This is a genomic window from Mesorhizobium sp. M1328, assembly GCF_040318075.1.
In the GTDB taxonomy this organism is placed as follows: domain Bacteria; phylum Pseudomonadota; class Alphaproteobacteria; order Rhizobiales; family Rhizobiaceae; genus Mesorhizobium.
Window position 1 is genome coordinate 382,974 of the sequence record NZ_JAMYLO010000003.1, and the last position, 16,617, is coordinate 399,590.

19 protein-coding genes are annotated in these 16,617 nt (G+C 62.2%); 10 read left to right on the forward strand and 9 right to left on the reverse strand.

Translation table 11 applies throughout. The features are described from left to right. Nucleotides 1-7: 7 nt before the first annotated feature. Complete coding sequence (locus NKH23_RS10385; protein ID WP_352714867.1) at nt 8-1,090, reverse strand: LacI family DNA-binding transcriptional regulator; 1,083 nt, start codon at nt 1,088-1,090, stop codon at nt 8-10. Between the two features lie 165 nt (nt 1,091-1,255). Here NKH23_RS10385 and NKH23_RS10390 point away from each other — a divergent pair, with 165 nt between their 5' ends. Both NKH23_RS10390 and NKH23_RS10395 read left to right on the forward strand, forming a co-directional pair. Continuing rightward, nucleotides 1,256-1,399, forward strand: coding sequence for a hypothetical protein (locus NKH23_RS10390; protein ID WP_352910895.1), 144 nt, complete (start codon nt 1,256-1,258; stop codon nt 1,397-1,399). 63 nt (nt 1,400-1,462) lie between these two features. After that, nucleotides 1,463-1,606, forward strand: coding sequence for a hypothetical protein (locus NKH23_RS10395; protein WP_352481237.1), 144 nt, complete (start codon nt 1,463-1,465; stop codon nt 1,604-1,606). A 26-nt stretch (nt 1,607-1,632) separates the two neighbouring features. On the opposite strand, the gene NKH23_RS10400 is transcribed toward NKH23_RS10395, so the two are convergent. Together NKH23_RS10400 and NKH23_RS10405 are read right to left on the reverse strand one after the other, a co-directional pair. Further along, the gene (locus NKH23_RS10400) at nt 1,633-2,001 is read right to left on the reverse strand and encodes a DUF423 domain-containing protein (protein WP_352714865.1); all 369 of its coding nucleotides are present in this window, start codon (nt 1,999-2,001) and stop codon (nt 1,633-1,635) included. A gap of 53 nt (nt 2,002-2,054) precedes the next feature. After that, entirely contained in the window at nt 2,055-3,314 is a 1,260-nt protein-coding gene (locus tag NKH23_RS10405; protein WP_352910892.1) for a multidrug efflux MFS transporter, read from the reverse strand. A gap of 197 nt (nt 3,315-3,511) precedes the next feature. Here NKH23_RS10405 and NKH23_RS10410 point away from each other — a divergent pair, with 197 nt between their 5' ends. Together NKH23_RS10410 and NKH23_RS10415 are read left to right on the forward strand one after the other, a co-directional pair. Then, nucleotides 3,512-4,174 (forward strand): GntR family transcriptional regulator, encoded by a 663-nt coding sequence (locus tag NKH23_RS10410; protein WP_352715233.1) that lies wholly within the window; start codon nt 3,512-3,514, stop codon nt 4,172-4,174. Nucleotides 4,175-4,270: 96 nt separating this feature from the next. After that, a complete protein-coding gene (locus tag NKH23_RS10415) occupies nt 4,271-4,528 on the forward strand; it encodes a DUF982 domain-containing protein (protein ID WP_023674477.1) in 258 nt (85 codons plus the stop codon). A 52-nt stretch (nt 4,529-4,580) separates the two neighbouring features. Here NKH23_RS10415 and NKH23_RS10420 read toward each other — a convergent pair whose 3' ends face one another. Continuing rightward, nucleotides 4,581-4,739 (reverse strand): hypothetical protein, encoded by a 159-nt coding sequence (locus NKH23_RS10420; protein WP_352714860.1) that lies wholly within the window; start codon nt 4,737-4,739, stop codon nt 4,581-4,583. Nucleotides 4,740-4,851: 112 nt separating this feature from the next. Beyond that, nucleotides 4,852-5,895: an aldo/keto reductase gene (locus tag NKH23_RS10425; RefSeq protein WP_352714858.1), complete on the reverse strand. Its 1,044-nt coding sequence runs from the start codon at nt 5,893-5,895 to the stop codon at nt 4,852-4,854. A 279-nt stretch (nt 5,896-6,174) separates the two neighbouring features. Here NKH23_RS10425 and ppk2 point away from each other — a divergent pair, with 279 nt between their 5' ends. After that, nucleotides 6,175-7,095, forward strand: coding sequence for a polyphosphate kinase 2 (ppk2, locus tag NKH23_RS10430; RefSeq protein ID WP_352472021.1), 921 nt, complete (start codon nt 6,175-6,177; stop codon nt 7,093-7,095). A gap of 284 nt (nt 7,096-7,379) precedes the next feature. Here ppk2 and NKH23_RS10435 read toward each other — a convergent pair whose 3' ends face one another. The 4 genes from NKH23_RS10435 to NKH23_RS10450 form a co-directional block, all read right to left on the reverse strand. Further along, complete coding sequence (locus NKH23_RS10435) at nt 7,380-8,027, reverse strand: dihydrofolate reductase family protein (RefSeq protein WP_292658699.1); 648 nt, start codon at nt 8,025-8,027, stop codon at nt 7,380-7,382. A 149-nt stretch (nt 8,028-8,176) separates the two neighbouring features. Beyond that, complete coding sequence (locus NKH23_RS10440; RefSeq protein WP_352910888.1) at nt 8,177-9,121, reverse strand: cobaltochelatase CobT-related protein; 945 nt, start codon at nt 9,119-9,121, stop codon at nt 8,177-8,179. A gap of 9 nt (nt 9,122-9,130) precedes the next feature. Continuing rightward, nucleotides 9,131-10,162 (reverse strand): porphobilinogen synthase, encoded by a 1,032-nt coding sequence (gene hemB, locus NKH23_RS10445; protein ID WP_352714855.1) that lies wholly within the window; start codon nt 10,160-10,162, stop codon nt 9,131-9,133. Between the two features lie 86 nt (nt 10,163-10,248). Further along, entirely contained in the window at nt 10,249-11,073 is an 825-nt protein-coding gene (locus NKH23_RS10450) for a DUF8605 domain-containing protein (protein WP_352714854.1), read from the reverse strand. 149 nt (nt 11,074-11,222) lie between these two features. Here NKH23_RS10450 and NKH23_RS10455 point away from each other — a divergent pair, with 149 nt between their 5' ends. From NKH23_RS10455 to glyA, 5 genes are all read left to right on the forward strand, one after another. Beyond that, nucleotides 11,223-12,266: an enoyl-CoA hydratase/isomerase family protein gene (locus NKH23_RS10455; RefSeq protein ID WP_352714853.1), complete on the forward strand. Its 1,044-nt coding sequence runs from the start codon at nt 11,223-11,225 to the stop codon at nt 12,264-12,266. Then, nucleotides 12,263-12,685 carry a DUF6163 family protein gene (locus tag NKH23_RS10460; RefSeq protein WP_352714852.1) on the forward strand — a complete coding sequence of 141 codons (423 nt, stop codon included), beginning with the start codon at nt 12,263-12,265 and terminating at the stop codon, nt 12,683-12,685. The genes NKH23_RS10455 and NKH23_RS10460 overlap by 4 nt, the downstream gene beginning before the upstream one ends. Before the next feature lie 202 nt (nt 12,686-12,887). Beyond that, nucleotides 12,888-13,403, forward strand: coding sequence for a transcriptional regulator LdtR (ldtR, locus tag NKH23_RS10465; RefSeq protein ID WP_023674486.1), 516 nt, complete (start codon nt 12,888-12,890; stop codon nt 13,401-13,403). A gap of 338 nt (nt 13,404-13,741) precedes the next feature. After that, nucleotides 13,742-14,995, forward strand: a complete 1,254-nt coding sequence (locus NKH23_RS10470) for a L,D-transpeptidase family protein (RefSeq protein WP_023717271.1) — start codon at nt 13,742-13,744, stop codon at nt 14,993-14,995. Nucleotides 14,996-15,293: 298 nt separating this feature from the next. After that, the gene (gene glyA / locus NKH23_RS10475; RefSeq protein WP_353034637.1) at nt 15,294-16,607 is read left to right on the forward strand and encodes a serine hydroxymethyltransferase; all 1,314 of its coding nucleotides are present in this window, start codon (nt 15,294-15,296) and stop codon (nt 16,605-16,607) included. The last annotated feature ends 10 nt before the right edge of the window (nt 16,608-16,617 follow it).

Here is a 16,617-nt window from a genome sequence, read left to right on the forward strand (position 1 = left end):
GCCGGCCTCAAGCTATGCTCGGCGGCGGTCCGGACGATGCCCTGACGACAAGTTCGACATCGAGCGTTTCTCGCCGCACCGTGCCGTCGAAGTCGAGGATTCTTCGCGCTGCCCGGCGGCCGATCTCGGCGATCGGCTGGGCGATGGTGGTGAGCGGAGGCTCGCAAGTTGCGGCTTCAGGCACGCCGTCGAAGCCGACGACGGAAACATCGCGGGGAACCGCGATGCCCCGTGCGTTGAGCCATTCTAATGCCACCATTGCGATCCGGTCCGACATCGCCAGGATGGCGGTCGGCGGTTCCGCCGAGGCGAAGATGGTTTCGAGACCAGCCCTTGTGCTCGCCTTGTCGTTTTCGGTCTCGTAGACCGGCACCTCGGCGGTGTCGACACCAAACCGGGAAAGCTCTTCGAAATAGCCGAGGAGGCGGTCACGGGTTCCGGTATAGGTTGCCGTCCGGACCTGCTCGGGCGAGACAAGACCGGTGCTGTCGTCGGCGAAGGCCAGCGACAACACGGCGAAGCGGCGATGTCCAAGTTCCGCCAGATGGCGCGCCGCGAGTCGGCCGCCGGCAACATTGTCGATACTGATCGCGGAGACCGTGTCGTCCTGCGAGCCGAGCTCGAGCGCGACGAAGGGGAGCTTTCGTTCGCGCGTCAGCTCAACGAGGCGCGGACCGCCCTCGATGCAGAACAGGATGAAGCCGTCCACGAGGGCGCTCTGGATATTCCAGGCAAGTTTTTCCTCGTTGCCAGCCGACACGAGGGCTATTCCCGCGCCGGTGGCGTCGCAGGCTTCCGAGATGCCGGCCATCATCACGCGGGCAAAGGGGTCGTCGAAGAAATAGGACAGCGGCTCGGTTGTGGCGACGCCGATTGCATTGACCTTGCCGGCGCGCAGCAGGCGGCCCTTGGGATCCGGGCCGGCGTAGCCCAGCGCGTCGGCCGCCGCCTTGACCCGCTCGCGGACTTCCTCGCGCACGATTTCGGGACGGCTGAAGACATTGGAGGCAGTGCCGTGCGATACGCCCGCGGCTTTGGCGATGTCCGCCAGCCGGATGGGTCTCCTGCCGCCTTCGGTGAGTGATGCCATTTGTTTGTCTCCAGGACTCCTGTCCAACAGTATCGCCAATTAACTAACACCTTCGTTGGATCGATTCAAATTTTTGCTTGACATTTATGGTGCGACGCATATTCTTTGAATCGATCCAAGAGCGTTTTTCGTCCGCTGATTGGATCGATACAAGAGGAGAGTGCCATGCACCCCGTCAATTATCTGTTCGAGGACATTTACCGGAACGACTGGAGCATCCGCTCGAACGCGGAGGCCGGTAAGGGGCGCGACAGGACCGGTCCGTGGATTCGCGACCTGCGTTTCCTCGTAGGACGCAAGTGGAGCTGATCGGCGGCCTATTTTTTGTGCCCGCTGATTGGATCGATTCAAAAAGCTAGAGGAGATTAAGCCATGCACCCGATCAAGCATCTGTTCGAAGACATCTATCGCAATTATTGGGGCATCTCGCCGGCCACCGAACGGCCGGAGCGACGGCGTGTGGTCAAGACGACCAAGCGCGACGGCCAAGTCCGGCCCGAGCGTCCGCGCGACTGACAGAACTGGCGAACCTGGCTGCCGCGTCAAGGGCGCGGGCGCACCAGCGCCGAGGCGGCCATCACCAGCCAGCCGCCGATGAGCAACGTGCCGCCGATCGGCGCCGACATCGGGAACAGCCGCGAGCCAAGGAAGTCGCGGGCCAGAAGATCTCCCGAGAACAGCAGAAGCCCGACGAGAAGGATGAGGCTTCCGGTTCGCAGGATGCTATTTCCACCGAGCAGCCCGACGACAAGGAAGACCGGCGCATGCATGAGCAGGAAGGACGCGGCCGTACCGACGAAAGCGCCGCCGAGATGCGCCGCCGCCGCCGAAAGCGCCACGCCGGTTGCGCCGCATAGGCCGCCGGCAAGAACCAGAATGCGGCCGCCTGCCGCGTGTTCATCCGTGCTCATTTCCACGCCTCCATGATTCCTGGCGACCGCCTGAGATAGTGCCGCGAACCGTGTCAGGATTTGCCGGCTTCCGCCAGCATGTCGCGTTCGCGGCGCGACTGGACCAGCCAGTTATAGGCCGCTCCGCCCGCCATCAGAACGGATGTGCCGAGAAACACCGAGCGCATACCGAAATGGCCACCGGCGAAGCCGCCGAGCAACGGCCCGGCGACCTGCCCGACATATTGCGCCGAGATCGACAAGCCCAGCACATTGCCGCCGACGCCGTCGGGCACATTGTGGCGGATGACGCTGGTGATGCAGGGCAAAAGACCGCCAAGCGCCAGGCCCATCAGGAAACGCAGGCCGACGAGCTGCCAGCCTTGCGTGGCGAAGGCCTGCGGAATCAAGAGCAGCGCCGAGACTGCGAGTGAGGCAACGATGACGTTCCAGTGGCCGATACGGTCGGCGAGCTTGCCGAGCCGCGACGCCGACAGGATGGCGCCGAGCGCTGCCGCCGACATGACGATGCCGGAGACAAGCGTGACCTGGCTCTGATCTTCGATGAGCTGTTGGACATAGACGGTGATGATCGGCTCGATCGACATGGTGGCGAAACTCAACAGCATGCCTGTCGCCAGCATGGCGACGACGGGGCGCTTGTCGGGAATCTGCGACCAGCCGCCTTTCGCCTTTTCTTCTGACGCGGCCTTGGCGGCAACCGGGCGAGGGGCCTCCTTGATCAGCAAGGTGGTTGCCAGAAAGGCCAGGAAAATGACGCCGCCGGCGAGCAGGAATGTGGCCCGGATGCCAATCAGCGGCGGCAGCGCGCCGCCGAGCAGCGGACCGACCAGGGCACCGGCCGTGATTCCGGCCGACAGCACGCCCAGCGCCCAGCCCGAGCGATCCTTCGGCGTCTGCATGGCAACCAGGATGGTCGAGCCCGAAGAATAGCCGCCGGCAAAGCCGATCAGCAGGCGCAAGAACACCAATTGCCAGACAGTCTGCACCATGCCGGTCAGCGACATGCACAGCGCCATGCCGAAACTGGCGCGCACCAGCATCAGTTTGCGGCCGTAGCGGTCGCCTAGCCGGCCCCATAGGGGTGCCACCAGCGCGGCAGCAAGGAAGGTGGCGCCGTAGGCGATGCCCGACCACTGCACGATCGCCGCATGGCCCTCGGCGCCCAACTGCTCGACGTAGAGCGGCAGGAAGGGCAACAGCAGCGTCATCGCTGCGAGCGTGCTGAACGAGCCGGCCAAACACACGGCGAGATTGCGACGCCAGTGGACGTTATGCGTGCCTTGCGTGGCGAGGGTGGCGTCTTGCGGCATGTCCTGTCCTGCCGGCCAGCTTGCATGAAAACTTGCTGCGGATACCATTTTGGGATACCAAGCTGGTATCTGTCATGAACGCAAGCCTCGTCGCTGTCAATGCGGGCCTCTCCAACATGATCGACAAAGGCCGGCGTGATCGGCCAACGCTGGCCAGTGACCCGATTGCCGGAACAAATGACCTGAACGGAACGCCAATGTCGCAGATGCAGAACGTCGAAAAGCAGCTTCGCGAAATGATCCTCGGGCTCGAGATCGGTCCCGGCGAGCGGCTGACAGAGCGCTGGATCGAAAGCCGCTTCGGTGCCTCGCGCACGCCGGTCAGGGCGGCCTTGCTGCGGCTCGAGACCGAAGGCCTGATTTGCCGCGACGGCCGCGGCTGGACGGTCTCGCCTATCAATCTCGCCGAACTCGAGCAGATCGCCGTCTATCGCGAGGCGGTCGAGGTCGCGGCGCTCAGGCTGACTTGTGCCTTGCAGGACAGGAGCGCCGTCGAAATCATCGAGGCGATGCTCGATTCCTGCGACGACCAAACCCCGCGCGAGGAATGGCATCGCGTCGGCATGGATTTTCATATCGAGTTGGCACGCCTGTCAGGCAACGAGTTCCTGTTCAGAGCGGTTCGCGACGCGATGACGCGCCTGTCGCGCGCCCGCTGGCTCGAGGTTCGCGACGAGGCAGCGCTCAGCCGCGCCTGGGCCGAACACCATGCCATTCTGTCGGCGGTGCGGGCCGGCGACGCCGATGGGGCCGCCCGCCTGGTTTCAGCCCATATCGTCGGCAGCCGCGACCGGCTGGTGACGTCGCTGCGCAACGACCGGCGCGGCCTGCGCGCCAGGGGATTTGCCGTCGTCGCTTGAGTGCGGATCGGCGGCCATTGATCACGAAAAAGGCAGATGAGCGAAGAAAGCTACTTTCGGTCTCGCTTCGCAAATGCCGATGGCGTAAGAGCGGCGATGGAAAACAACCGATTTGACACACCCGTGACCGTCAAGGGCGCGGCGGGAAGCAACCAGCTCTTGCGTACAGCCCGCGAGGCTTCCGACTACCTCCTCAACAATTGGCCCGGCAAGCGCAGCCCCAAGCACCGCGAAGCGCTGCAGGCCTGTCATGATGCGCTGGCCGGCGACAAGCCGGCCATGAACGCAAGACGGGCCTTCATTGCCGCCGCCCGTGAAGTGAACGTCTTCGTCAGCGACAAGGCGCCGGCCTGAGGCATAGCGGGGACTTGACCGAGACCCGGGCCACCTGACAGGCCTGATATCATCACTCGGCCGTTTCGGTGTTGGTCTGGGGCTCGCTTTCGCCCTCGGGCTTCGAGCGCTCCTTGGCCGCGACCTTGGCAGCCTGCTTTTCCGCCTTCTTGGCAGCCTTCTGCCGGTCGCGTTCCTTGCGTTCCTGACCGTAGTTCGGTGCTCGTGCCATATCGTTTCCTTTCATTGTGCTTGGCCTTTGCCTAGGAGCATTGGACCGCAAACACAACACCGCAAGGCACGATCGGCTCCATATCTCGGCGCTGTCCGGAGAGCCCGACTTTTCAGGCGCCGTCCCGGTCGAGGACGAGATCGGCCGGCCCGAACCGGTCCTTTGCCGTGAATTGCTGGTGCCAGTAGGGATAGAGCACGGGCGGCCTGCTGACCACGTCGAGCCGTGTGCGCTCCTCATCGGCAAGCACAAGGCTTGCAGCGGCGATATTGTCTTTGAAATGCGCTTCGGTTCGTCCGCCGATCACCAGCGAACTGACAGCGGGCCGGCCGAGCAGCCAGGCAAGCGCCACCTGCGCCGCCGACACGCCGTGGTTATTGCCGATATCGATCAGCGCGTCGACGATCCGCCACAGCCGGTCCTCGTCGCGGATCGGCGGTTCCGACCAGCCGCTGAGCTGGCGGGCGGTCGGCTGGTCACGGTGGTATTTGCCGGACAGCAACCCGCCGGCAAGCGGGCTCCAGACCAGCACGCCGAGCCCCTGGTCGACCGAGATCGGCAACAATTCATACTCGGCCTCGCGCGCTTCCAGCGTGTAATGGATCTGCTGGGTGACGAAGCGCGGCTGGTGATGACGGTCGCTGATCCCCAGCCCCTTCATAACTTGCCAGCCGGAATAATTGGAGCAGCCGACATAACGGACCTTGCCCTGCGCGACCAGCGTGTCGAGCGCGGCGATGGTTTCCTCAAGCGGTGTCAGGCCATCCCACTCGTGCAGGAAATAGATGTCGATGACATCGGTCCTGAGGCGCTTCAGGCTCCTCTCGCATTCGCGGATCAGATGGTAGCGCGACAAGCCTTCATCGTTGGGGCCCTTGCCGATCCGCATGCGCGCCTTGGACGCGATCAGCACGTCGCCCTTGCGCTTGCCTCCGAGCGCCTCGCCGATGATCTCTTCCGACACCCCGTTCGAATAGACGTTGGCGGTGTCGATGACATTGACGCCGGCATCGATGCAAAGGTCGATCATCCGGCGCGCCTCGTCGAGGTCGGTCTTGCCGACCGCCGAAAACGCGCCGCCGCCGCCGAACGTCATGGTGCCCATGGTCAGCGTCGAAACCTTCAGCCCGGAACGGCCGAGAGTGCGGTATTCCATGTCGTATCCTCACGATTTATCGGGAAAGGGCGTTGCAAACGACAGCCCTCAATGAACCGGGTATTTGTAGGATAATTCGTTCCGCTTGTCGCCCGTTCCGCATGGCAAGCTCGATCACATCTTCCGGATTGAACGCACAGCCAGCGCAGTAGTGGCTGCAATAAAACCGTCATTGCCGGCCTATACTAACATCGGTCCAGCGCTTCGATTTCCGGCCGCCGGGCCGGGCGGCAGAGCGCCTGACAGCGGCCGGCAAGGCCTGTAAGCGGAGCAGCGCAAATGACCGAGATAAAACAGAATTCCCCGGCCAGGGACTGGCTGGAAGCGGAACTCGCCGACACGCTCGATGAAGACTATGAGCTGGAAATCTCGGAGCCGGCGCTGTCGATGGAGATCGCCAAGATCTACAAGAATGCGCATCCGCCATCGATCGACCGCCTGCAGTATTTTCGCGATCTCATCACGCTGCAATCCGAATTGATCAAGCTACAATCCTGGGTCGCCTATCACAAGAAGAAGCTCGTCGTGGTCTTCGAGGGCCGCGACTCGGCGGGCAAGGGTGGTGTTATCAAGCGCATCACCCAGAGGCTTAATCCGCGCATCTGCCGCGTCGCAGCACTTCCGGCGCCGACCGAGCGCGAGAAGTCGCAATGGTATTTCCAGCGCTACGTTCCGCATCTGCCGGCCGGCGGCGAGATCGTGCTGTTCGACCGCTCCTGGTACAACCGCTCGGGCGTCGAGCGGGTAATGGGCTTTGCCCAGCCGGATCAGGTCGAGGAGTTCTTCCGCGACGTTCCGGATTTCGAACGCATGCTGGTCCGCTCAGGCATTACGCTTGTCAAATACTGGTTTTCGATCACCGACGAGGAGCAGCAGATGCGCTTTTTGATGCGCATCCATGACCCGATGAAGCAATGGAAACTATCACCGATGGACCTCCAGTCGCGCGTGCGCTGGGAGCAGTACACCAAGGCCAAGGAAGAGACCTTCGCCCGCACCAATATCCCGGAAGCCCCGTGGTTCATCGTCGAGGGCAACGACAAGAAGCGGGCACGGCTGAACTGCATTGACCATCTCCTCAAGCAAATGCCCTATGAGGAGGTGCCGCACGAGGAGATCACACTGCCGGAGCGCGTCTTCAATCCCGAATACGAGCGCCAGGTACTGCCGCGCGAACTGTATGTGCCGGAGAAGTACTGAGGCAGGGCTCCCTTCTCCCCGTCACCATACGGGGAGAAGGTGCCGGCAGGCGGATGAGGGGCGGCGCCAACCTCGACAATTGAACCCGCTCAAATCACTTCGTGGACTAAACTTATTCTGACGTCATATTGCCCTCGGGGGTATTGTCCGGCAGCGTAATCTTTGATCGCTTGCGCCGCCCCTCATTGCCCTGCCGGGCATTTCTCCCCGTATAGTGACGGGGAGAAAGGGGCCTGCACCAAAGGTTTCGCCAATAGCGCAGACAAAAACGCCCACGCTACTTCCTAATCGCGCTCGATGATGACGTGCGTGGCCTTCGGCGTCGCGACCTGCTCGCTGCAGCGATAGCCGAGCTTGGGCATGTCGATGCCGGCAAAAAGGCTCTCGCCGGCGCCTAGCAGGACCGGTGAGATCGCCAGATGCATTTCGTCGATGAGCTTTTCCTGGAGATATTGCCGGATCGTGGCGACGCCGCCGCCGAGCCGTACATCCTTGCCGTCAGCCACTGCTTTCGCCTTCTCCAGCGCCGAATGGATGCCGTCGGTGACGAAATGGAAAGTCGTGCCACCTTCCATGACGATGGGCTCACGCGCATGGTGCGTCAGCACGAAGACCGGCACGTGGTAGGGTGGGTTGTCACCCCACCAGCCTTTCCAGCTGTCATCCGGCCATTCGCCGCGGATCGGCCCGAACATGTTGCGGCCCAGGATCCATGCGCCGACATTTTCGAAGCTGCGCGCCGCGAACGCCTCGTCCGTGTCCGTGGTCCCGCCATCCTTGCCGAGGACCATCTTGCGGAAGGTGCGGGTGCCGAACATCCATTCGTGCAGGGCCTCCCCGCCAATACCCAGCGGATTCTTCAGGTCTTGGTCGGGACCGGCGCCGAAGCCGTCGATCGACAGGGTGAAAGCCTTGACGCGAAGTTTGGACATGAGAGCCTCCATAACTAGTTGCATTTTGCAATCGGTTATTGGGTAGCTTATCTGATTGCAAATTGCAAGCGGTATTTACGGCCGCCTCTGTGAGTTGACGATGGATAGCATCGTGGGACGACAGCCGCCGGGACGAAACCAGCCTCTCGTCAGCCACGGTCGCCGCTACTCGCTCTCGGCCCGGCGACAAGCTCACGTTTCAACAACGTCAGCATGGTTCTGGCAAGTTGATCGGGAGCCTCGCAATTGGCTGAGACACGATAGTAGCGGCTTGCATCAAAGCCTAACCCAACCGCCAGCAAATCAACTCTGCCGGTTGTCTCGAGCTGCCGAACCACATGAATGAGATGATCGTCGAGATAGCGCGGGCCGTTTGCTAAAAGTGTGGCATCGTCGACCGGCGCGCCGTCAGACACGACAAGCAGTATTTTACGGGATTCAGGACGTTCCAGCAGCCGCCCGGCCGCCCACTCGATGGCTTCGCCATCGACATTCTCTTTGGGCAGGTCGGGTCGCAGCATCGGCTTGAGGGCATGGCCTATACTGCTCTGGCGCTTGTCGCCAGCCTCCCTGTAGATGATATGAAGCAGGTCGTTCAGTCTTCCCGGATTGGCGGGCCGGCCATCTTCATTCCAGATGCGTCTTGATTCTCCGCCGCGCCAATTGCGCGTTGTGAAGCCCAGGAGTTCGACCTTGGGGCCGAGCGTGCGCAGGAATTCCTGAACAATGTCGGCGGATGCAGCCGCGTACAGAATTTTCTGGCCGCGCATCGAGCCGGATTGATCGAAGAGGATAGAAACGACCATGTCATCGAGGTCTGATTCCGAGAGGCTGTTTCGGACCTCTGCCGCTATATCCGCCGCCAGGATATGGTTGTTCGTCTTCCACCCGGCGAGACCGCTTTCCAGCTCGATCCATGCGGCGTCGAGCGCGGATTTTTGCTTGTCCGAAATTCGACCAATAGCGCTGGACAGCTTGGAACTCGGCACAGTCCAGTCATAAAGCGTGACGTACGCGTGATACCCAAGCGTATCCGTGTCGCCGCGTGGTTTAGGGCCAAACACCGTTTTGAAATGCTTGCCCAGCCCCCACAACAACGTCTGCTACCCCTTCAGCATTTCAGCCACTTCCGGCGCGAAATAGGTCAGGATGCCGTCGCAGCCGGCGCGCTTGAAGGCGAGCAGCGATTCCAGCATCGCCTTTTCGCCGTCGATCCAGCCATTGGCGGCGGCGGCCTTGATCATCGAATATTCGCCCGAGACCTGATAGGCGAAGGTCGGCATCTGCAACTCGTCCTTCAGCCGCCGGATGATGTCGAGATAGGGCAGGCCGGGCTTGACCATCAGCATGTCGGCGCCCTCGGCGAGATCCTGCTCGGCCTCGCGCACCGCTTCGTCGGAATTGGCGTGGTCGATGTAATAGGTCTTCTTGTCGCCCTTGAGCAGGCCGGCGGTGCCGACCGCCTCACGATAGGGGCCGTAAAAAGCGGATGCGAACTTGGTCGCATAGGACATGATCGCTACATCCTGAAACCCATTGGCGTCGAGCGCATCGCGGATGGCACCGATCCGACCGTCCATCATGTCCGACGGGGCAATGATGTCGGCCCCCGCCGCCGCCTGAATGACGGCCGCCGCCGTCACCTGCTCTACCGTTTCATCATTGACGATAATGCCCTCGCGCAAGATGCCGTCATGGCCATGCGAGGTGAACGGGTCAAGCGCGGCGTCGGTGATGATGCCGATCTCCGGGACTGCGTGCTTGATGGCGCGGGTGGCACGGTTGATGATGTTTTCCGGATCGAGGATGTGCGAACCGGTCTGATCGCGCAGGCCGAGCTCCACATTGGGGAAAGTGGCGATCGCCGGAATGCCAAGCTTAGCCGCGCGCTCAGCCTCCTTGACAACGAGGTCGAGCGACAGGCGGAACACGCCGGGCATGGCGGCGATCGGTTCGCGCACTTGTCTGCCGTCGACGACGAAGATCGGCCAGATCAGATCGTCGACCGAGAGCCGGTTCTCCTGGACAAGGCGGCGCGACCAATCGGCCTTGCGCATGCGCCGCAGCCGCCGGCTGCCGGTGATCTCGTCGACGCTGCGCGCGCCGGCAGGCTTTGCAGGGGTGAATTTGTTCATCGCAAAAACTCCGGATCGGCGGCTTTTACCACGAGCCTTCCCCGCTGACCAATGCGACACGATTGTGCCAGTGCTGGTTCAAAACCTTACTCTGGCGCGCCGTTGCCGGACAACACCTGCGCCGCGCCCCGCATGGCGACGCGGAATGCCTCGTCGAAGCTGACGCCGCGCACTTGCCATTTGTAGCTCTTGCCCTTCATGGCAAGCCGCCAATCGGCGATCCAGCCCAGTTCCTTGTCGCTCCAGACGATGCTGCCGGCGAGCGCCTGATCGGCACCGGCTTTTCGGGCAAGCTGGTCCAATGTCGCCATGTCGGCATGGCTGAGGCTTCGGTCGTCCAGCTTTGAGGCGGAGAGCAGCGACGCTGCCGGAAATACAATCCGCATGACCAGTGGACCGGTGGCATTGGCAAAGGATTCGCGCATCGCCGCTCCGCGCTGATCGTCCGCGGTCAGCGCGAAATGTCTCGCGCCTTGCTCCGCGCTGAGGAAAATTGCCAAGCGTGGCCGCTCGCCAAGCCATGGTTTGCTGCCAAGCCCGGCAAGCACGGGATCTATGACTTCGGGCTTATAAAGGCAGGTGAGATCGTGCGGTCGGTCGTGGGTGCCCTGTTCGTCATGGACCGGAATGCCTTCGAGACGATCATGATAGCGGAATTCGGCAACGAAGCTCCCGGCCTTGTCGCGCAACGCCGCCATATCAGGTCTTTTCGGCAGCCGCTGATCGCCGGAGACGCGAACCAGCACCGCATCGAGGCAGGCCTTGAAGCCGATCTGGCGGTTCTCTTCGCCCTGGCCGGTGACGATGGTCTGCGATCGGTAGAGCTCGTCGACGGTTGCGGCCGACACGGGAGAAGTGATCGCGCCGATCAGGCCGACCACCGCAACAGCAAGGCGCGGCAACCAAGACAAGGGTTCAACCTCCGGTTCAAAGAACCAGCTTTAGCACCGGCTGCTGCCAACGGCCAAGCAGCGGGATTGGCCGCCCGCCATTGACGCGGCCATGCGCCACGCTTTAGCACTTCACTCCCGGCGGGGCGCGGGGGAGGGAGTCTCTGGCGATGGATTTTGGCGGAGGCGACGAGATTCGCTTCGAAAGATTGGGCAGGGCCGGCATCGTCACGCTGACGCGGCCGCAGGCGCTCAATGCCGTAACCCACCGCATGGTCAAGGCGCTGGATAAGGCGCTGCGCAGTTGGGAACGCGACGACGGCGTCGATGTTGTCGTCGTCAAGGCCGAAGGCAGGGCGTTTTCCGCAGGCGGCGACATCCTCCACATCTACGAGGCCGGCCGGGCAGGAAAGCCGCCGGTCGAGTTCTTCGCCGACGAATACCGGCTGAACGCCCGCATCGCCCGTTTCAAGAAACCCTATGTCGCGCTGATCGACGGCATCGTCATGGGCGGCGGCGTCGGCATCTCCTTCCATGGCTCGCAGCGGGTGCTGACCGAGAACGCCCAGTTTGCCATGCCCGAAGTCGGCATCGGCTTTTTCCCGGATGTCGGCGCCAGCCATCTGTTGCCGGATCTCGGCGGCAGCTTCGGCATGTATCTGGCGCTGACCGGCAACCGCATCCGCTATGGCAATGCTTTGTGGTCGGGCCTCGCCACCCATACGATCAAGGCGGAGGACCAGGCCGGCTTTCTCGACCGTCTGGCGGAAAGCGGCGACCCGGAATCAGTGCTGCGCGGTTGCTTCATCCCGGCCAGGCGCGAGACCGACAGGCCGACACTGGAGGCCATCGCCCGGCATTTCGCGCAGCCGTCGCTGGCCGATATCGTCGCCAGTCTGGAGCGGGCAGCCACTGCCGACGAGTTCGCGGCAAAGACGCTGGCCACCATCCGCACCCGTTCACCGACCAGCCTGCATGTCGCCTGGCGCCAGATCAGCGCCGGGCAGACGTTGTCGATGGACGAGTGCATGAAAATGGAGTTCCGTATCCTCAACCGCATGCTTGCCGGGCACGACTTCTATGAAGGTATCCGCGCCGCCATCATCGACAAGGGCTCGACGCCGCAATGGCGGCCGGCAGGCATCGATGACGTCAGCGCCGCCGACGTCGACGCCTATTTCGCACCGCTCGGCGAACGGGAACTGAAGCTGTGAGCGAGGTCGCCTCGAGACGCGTGGTGCTGCAGCCCTCGACGGTCGAGGTCATCTTCGCCTGGTTCCAGCGCGTCATCGCCGGCTACTGCCTGCTGTTCGGCATCTTGTACTGGATCCGGCTGATCGGCTTTTACCCCGGCCCGTTGTGGCGCTTCGACCTGATGCCGGTGCACTGGCAGGTGGCGGCGGTGGTGCTGGCGGTGTTTTTTCCATTCGCTGCCGCCGGCCTCTGGATGCTGGCGTCCTGGGGGCCGGTGATCTGGTTCATCTGCGCGGTGACCGAGAGCGTCATGTATGCCGGCTTCCCCGAGCTGTTCGGCCACCGGCTGCTGATCGTCGCCTCGCACCTTGCGGTGGCGCTGCTCTACATCGTGTTCCGCGTGGTGATCTGGATCCAGAAACGGCAAGCCCGGCGATAGCAATTCCGGCCAGGATCGTTGGCTAAATCTTTAGGTTAATTATCCTTGCTCGGGTGACCGTCCGTTAAGCCTCTTTCGAAACCCTTTACCGGTAAGCTCTTGTTAGCCTTGGCGTTTAAGTCGAATTTTATGAGTATTCGATAGTGTCGCGATCAAGGTGAAGAACAAAAAATCACCGGGCGACAAACGAGAGGCAAAGACAATGATCAATTCGCGTCCGGCGGCGAAGACCGCCAACGTATCCGATGACCGCCGCGAGGCGATCCGTTCGCTGTACATGGAATCGCTGCAGCTGGTCGAGCGGCTGCATCGCCGTCTGCTTGATGTGATCAAGGACGAATTCGACCGCAACGGCCGCTCCGACATCAACGCCATCCAGGCGCTGCTCCTGTTCAACATTGGCAATTCGGAGCTGACCGCCGGCGAACTGCGCTCGCGCGGCTATTATCTCGGCTCGAATGTCTCCTACAATCTGAAGAAGCTGGTCGATCTCGGCTTCATCAACCACCAGCGCTCGCGCATCGACCGCCGTTCCGTGCGGGTTTCGCTGACACCGAAGGGCAATGAGGTGGCGGAAGTCGTCGCCGGCCTTTACGAGCGCCATGTCGGCTCGATCGAGCAGGTCGGCGGTATCAACACCGAAGAGTTCAAGCAGATGAACCGCGCCCTGCAGCGGTTGGATCGGTTCTGGAACGATACGATTGCCTATCGGATGTAGTCGCATCCGCCGCAGCAAGATCTGAAGCTGGACCACGGAAGCGCTGCCGCGGAGCAGACCAAAGGCCGGTGCCGAAAAGCACCGGTCTTTCCGTTTCGTCAGGCCTGCCGATCCAAATTCGAGCAACAGCCACGTTGCCGCCATATTCCAATGGAACCGAAGATGCGGGTGATGCTGGGGCCAAAGCCGTGCATTTGTCCTGTGCCCAAGTCACTTCCCATGTGTTTTTACACCGAAGTGATGCGGACCATGGTTGGCTAATTGTTAAGAAGCCAACCCTAGAGTGCGGGCGAGACCGCCCGGTGAGTGGAATTGTAGCAAGAATGTCTGGAACGTCCATGAGAACCAGCCGCCGTTTCTTCCTTTCAGGGGCCTCCGCGCTCGCAGCCGCTATGGTCGCCGGCCGAGCCAGTGCGCAGGATGTGATCGGGGATATCCTGAAATCCTCGGCCCGCGGCAATTGGGACGACCAGTTCGACGCGCGCCCCAGCCAGGGCGGCAAGGTGGCCTCGACGCTGCCGATCTTCAGCCTGCAGACCGTTTCGTTTACCGAACAGGCGGTCGCGCAATACCAGAACATCGTCGCCCAGGGCGGCTGGGAGCCGGTTCCCGACACCAAGAAATTGCAGCTCGGCGTCGATGATCCCGACGTGGTCCCGCTGCGCAAACGCCTGATGATTGCGGGCGATCTGGCGCAGAGCGCCGGCATTTCGACAGCCTTCGATTCCTATGTCGACTCCGCGGTCAAGCGCTTTCAGGCGCGCCATGGCCTGCCCGCCGACGGGACGCTGGGCCAATATTCTTATGCGGCGATGAATGTTTCGGCGCCAATTCGTCTCGGCCAGTTGCAGACCAATCTGCAGCGGCTGCGCGAGCGCGCCGGCACGCTTGGCAACCGTTACGTGCTGGTTGACATTCCAGGCGCCCAGATCGAGGCGGTCGAGAACGATCGCGTCGTGCTGCGCCATACCGCGATCGTCGGCAAGATCGACCGCCAGACGCCGATCGTCAATTCCAAGATCAACGAGATCATCGTCAATCCCTACTGGAACGCGCCGGTCTCAATCGTGCGCAAGGACATCATTCCGCTGATGCGGAAGGACCCCAACTATCTCAAGGACAGCCACATCCGTCTGTTCGCGCCGGATGGCAGCGAGGTTGATCCGCTGACCGTCGACTGGTCGACCGACGACGCCGAGAAGTACCGCTTCCGCCAGGATCCGGGTGCTGGCAACGCGATGGCCTCGGTCAAGATCAATTTCCCCAGCCCGGACGGCGTCTACATGCACGACACGCCGCAGCAGAGCCTGTTTGGCAAGATGATGCGCTTCGATTCCTCGGGCTGCGTGCGCGTCCAGAATGTGCGCGATCTCGTCACCTGGATCCTGCGCGACACGCCGGGCTGGAATCGCCAGCATTTCGAGGCGGCCATCAAGAGCGGCGAAAACGTCCCGGTGCAGGTCACCAATCCGGTGGCGGTCTATTTCCTCTACATCTCGGCCTGGTCGACGGGGCCGGGCGTGGTGCAGTTCCGCGACGACATTTACGGCCTCGACGGGGCCAACGAGCTGCAGATCACATCCGCGCTCTAAGCAGCTGAGTTCATTTGCAAAAAGGCCGCCGGAAGGGCGGCCTTTTTATTGTCGCCGTCGTTCCCTGAGCTTTGCGCATGATTCCGAAAATCGGTTTTCGCCACGGATCATATGCAAACCATGCGGGGCTGTTCAGGAGATCACGCGAAGCCCTGCTGCCGGCCGGCAGGCGAAGAAATAATGTGCTTTCAGGGGGGCTGCCGCAATCCGGCCAGCAAATTTCGCGCTGCAAACGTGGCGGGCCGAAAGCAACTGTGTTAATGGCGCGACAGACCCCGAACCTTGAGGATTTCAGCCCATGGCAACAGCAGCGGCAGTGTCGAACAAATTCGAATCCTTCTTCGAAACCACGCTTGCCGATGCCGACCCCGAGATTTTCGGCGCGATCCGCAACGAACTCGGCCGCCAGCGCCACGAGATCGAGCTGATTGCCTCGGAAAACATCGTCTCGCGCGCCGTGCTCGAGGCGCAAGGGTCGATCATGACCAACAAATATGCCGAGGGCTATCCGGGCAAGCGCTACTATGGCGGCTGCCAATTCGTCGATGTCGCCGAGGAACTGGCCATCGAACGCGCGAAAAAGCTGTTCGGCTGCAACTTCGCCAACGTCCAGCCGAATTCCGGCAGCCAGATGAACCAGGCGGTGTTCCTGGCGCTGCTGCAGCCCGGCGACACCTTCATGGGCCTCGACCTCAATTCCGGCGGGCACCTGACGCATGGCTCGCCGGTCAATATGAGCGGCAAATGGTTCAAGGTTGTCTCCTATGGCGTGCGCAGGGAAGATCATCTGCTCGACATGGACGCGATCGAGAAGACCGCCCATGAGACCAGGCCAAAGCTGATCCTGGCTGGCGGCACCGCCTATTCACGCGTCTGGGACTGGAAGCGTTTTCGCGAGATCGCCGATTCGATCGGTGCCTATCTGATGGTCGATATGGCCCACATCGCCGGCCTGGTCGCCGGCGGCATGCATCCTTCGCCGCTGCCGCATGCCCACGTGGTCACCACCACGACGCACAAATCGCTGCGCGGCCCGCGCGGCGGCATGATCCTTTGCAACGACGAGGATATTGCCAAAAAGATGAATTCGGCCGTCTTCCCCGGCCTGCAGGGTGGACCGCTGATGCATGTCATCGCCGCCAAGGCGGTGGCTCTGGGCGAGGCGCTGAAGCCGAGCTTCAAGATCTATGCCGAGAGCGTCGTCGCCAATGCCAAGGCGCTGGCCTCCAGTCTGCAGGAGACCGGTCTCGACATCGTCTCCGGCGGCACCGACAACCATCTGATGCTGGTCGACCTGCGCCCCAAGAACGCCACCGGCAAGCGCGCCGAGGCTGCCCTTGGCCGCGCCAACATCACCTGCAACAAGAACGGCATCCCCTTCGACCCGGAAAAGCCTTTCGTCACCTCCGGCGTTCGGCTCGGCACGCCGGCCGGCACCACGCGCGGCTTCGGCCAGGCCGAGTTCCGCGAGATCGGCAAGCTGATCGCCGAAGTGCTGGATGGACTGAAAGTCGCCAATCCCGACGAGGGCAATGCGGCCGTCGAGGCAGCCGTGAAGACCAAGGTGGCGGCATTGACGGATCGTTTTCCGCTTTACCCCTATCTTGGCTGACGCAGGGCGT

Excerpts from the sequence above, each read along its gene's own strand:
- NKH23_RS10385 (WP_352714867.1), bottom strand. The coding sequence starts at position 1,090 with ATGGCATCACTCACCGAAGGCGGCAGGAGACCCATCCGGCTGGCGGAC.
- NKH23_RS10390 (WP_352910895.1), top strand. The coding sequence starts at position 1,256 with ATGCACCCCGTCAATTATCTGTTCGAGGACATTTACCGGAACGACTGG.
- NKH23_RS10395 (WP_352481237.1), top strand. The coding sequence starts at position 1,463 with ATGCACCCGATCAAGCATCTGTTCGAAGACATCTATCGCAATTATTGG.
- NKH23_RS10400 (WP_352714865.1), bottom strand. The coding sequence starts at position 2,001 with ATGAGCACGGATGAACACGCGGCAGGCGGCCGCATTCTGGTTCTTGCC.
- NKH23_RS10405 (WP_352910892.1), bottom strand. The coding sequence starts at position 3,314 with ATGCCGCAAGACGCCACCCTCGCCACGCAAGGCACGCATAACGTCCAC.
- NKH23_RS10410 (WP_352715233.1), top strand. The coding sequence starts at position 3,512 with ATGTCGCAGATGCAGAACGTCGAAAAGCAGCTTCGCGAAATGATCCTC.
- NKH23_RS10415 (WP_023674477.1), top strand. The coding sequence starts at position 4,271 with ATGGAAAACAACCGATTTGACACACCCGTGACCGTCAAGGGCGCGGCG.
- NKH23_RS10420 (WP_352714860.1), bottom strand. The coding sequence starts at position 4,739 with ATGGCACGAGCACCGAACTACGGTCAGGAACGCAAGGAACGCGACCGG.
- NKH23_RS10425 (WP_352714858.1), bottom strand. The coding sequence starts at position 5,895 with ATGGAATACCGCACTCTCGGCCGTTCCGGGCTGAAGGTTTCGACGCTG.
- ppk2 (WP_352472021.1), top strand. The coding sequence starts at position 6,175 with ATGACCGAGATAAAACAGAATTCCCCGGCCAGGGACTGGCTGGAAGCG.
- NKH23_RS10435 (WP_292658699.1), bottom strand. The coding sequence starts at position 8,027 with ATGTCCAAACTTCGCGTCAAGGCTTTCACCCTGTCGATCGACGGCTTC.
- hemB (WP_352714855.1), bottom strand. The coding sequence starts at position 10,162 with ATGAACAAATTCACCCCTGCAAAGCCTGCCGGCGCGCGCAGCGTCGAC.
- NKH23_RS10455 (WP_352714853.1), top strand. The coding sequence starts at position 11,223 with ATGGATTTTGGCGGAGGCGACGAGATTCGCTTCGAAAGATTGGGCAGG.
- ldtR (WP_023674486.1), top strand. The coding sequence starts at position 12,888 with ATGATCAATTCGCGTCCGGCGGCGAAGACCGCCAACGTATCCGATGAC.
- NKH23_RS10470 (WP_023717271.1), top strand. The coding sequence starts at position 13,742 with ATGAGAACCAGCCGCCGTTTCTTCCTTTCAGGGGCCTCCGCGCTCGCA.
- glyA (WP_353034637.1), top strand. The coding sequence starts at position 15,294 with ATGGCAACAGCAGCGGCAGTGTCGAACAAATTCGAATCCTTCTTCGAA.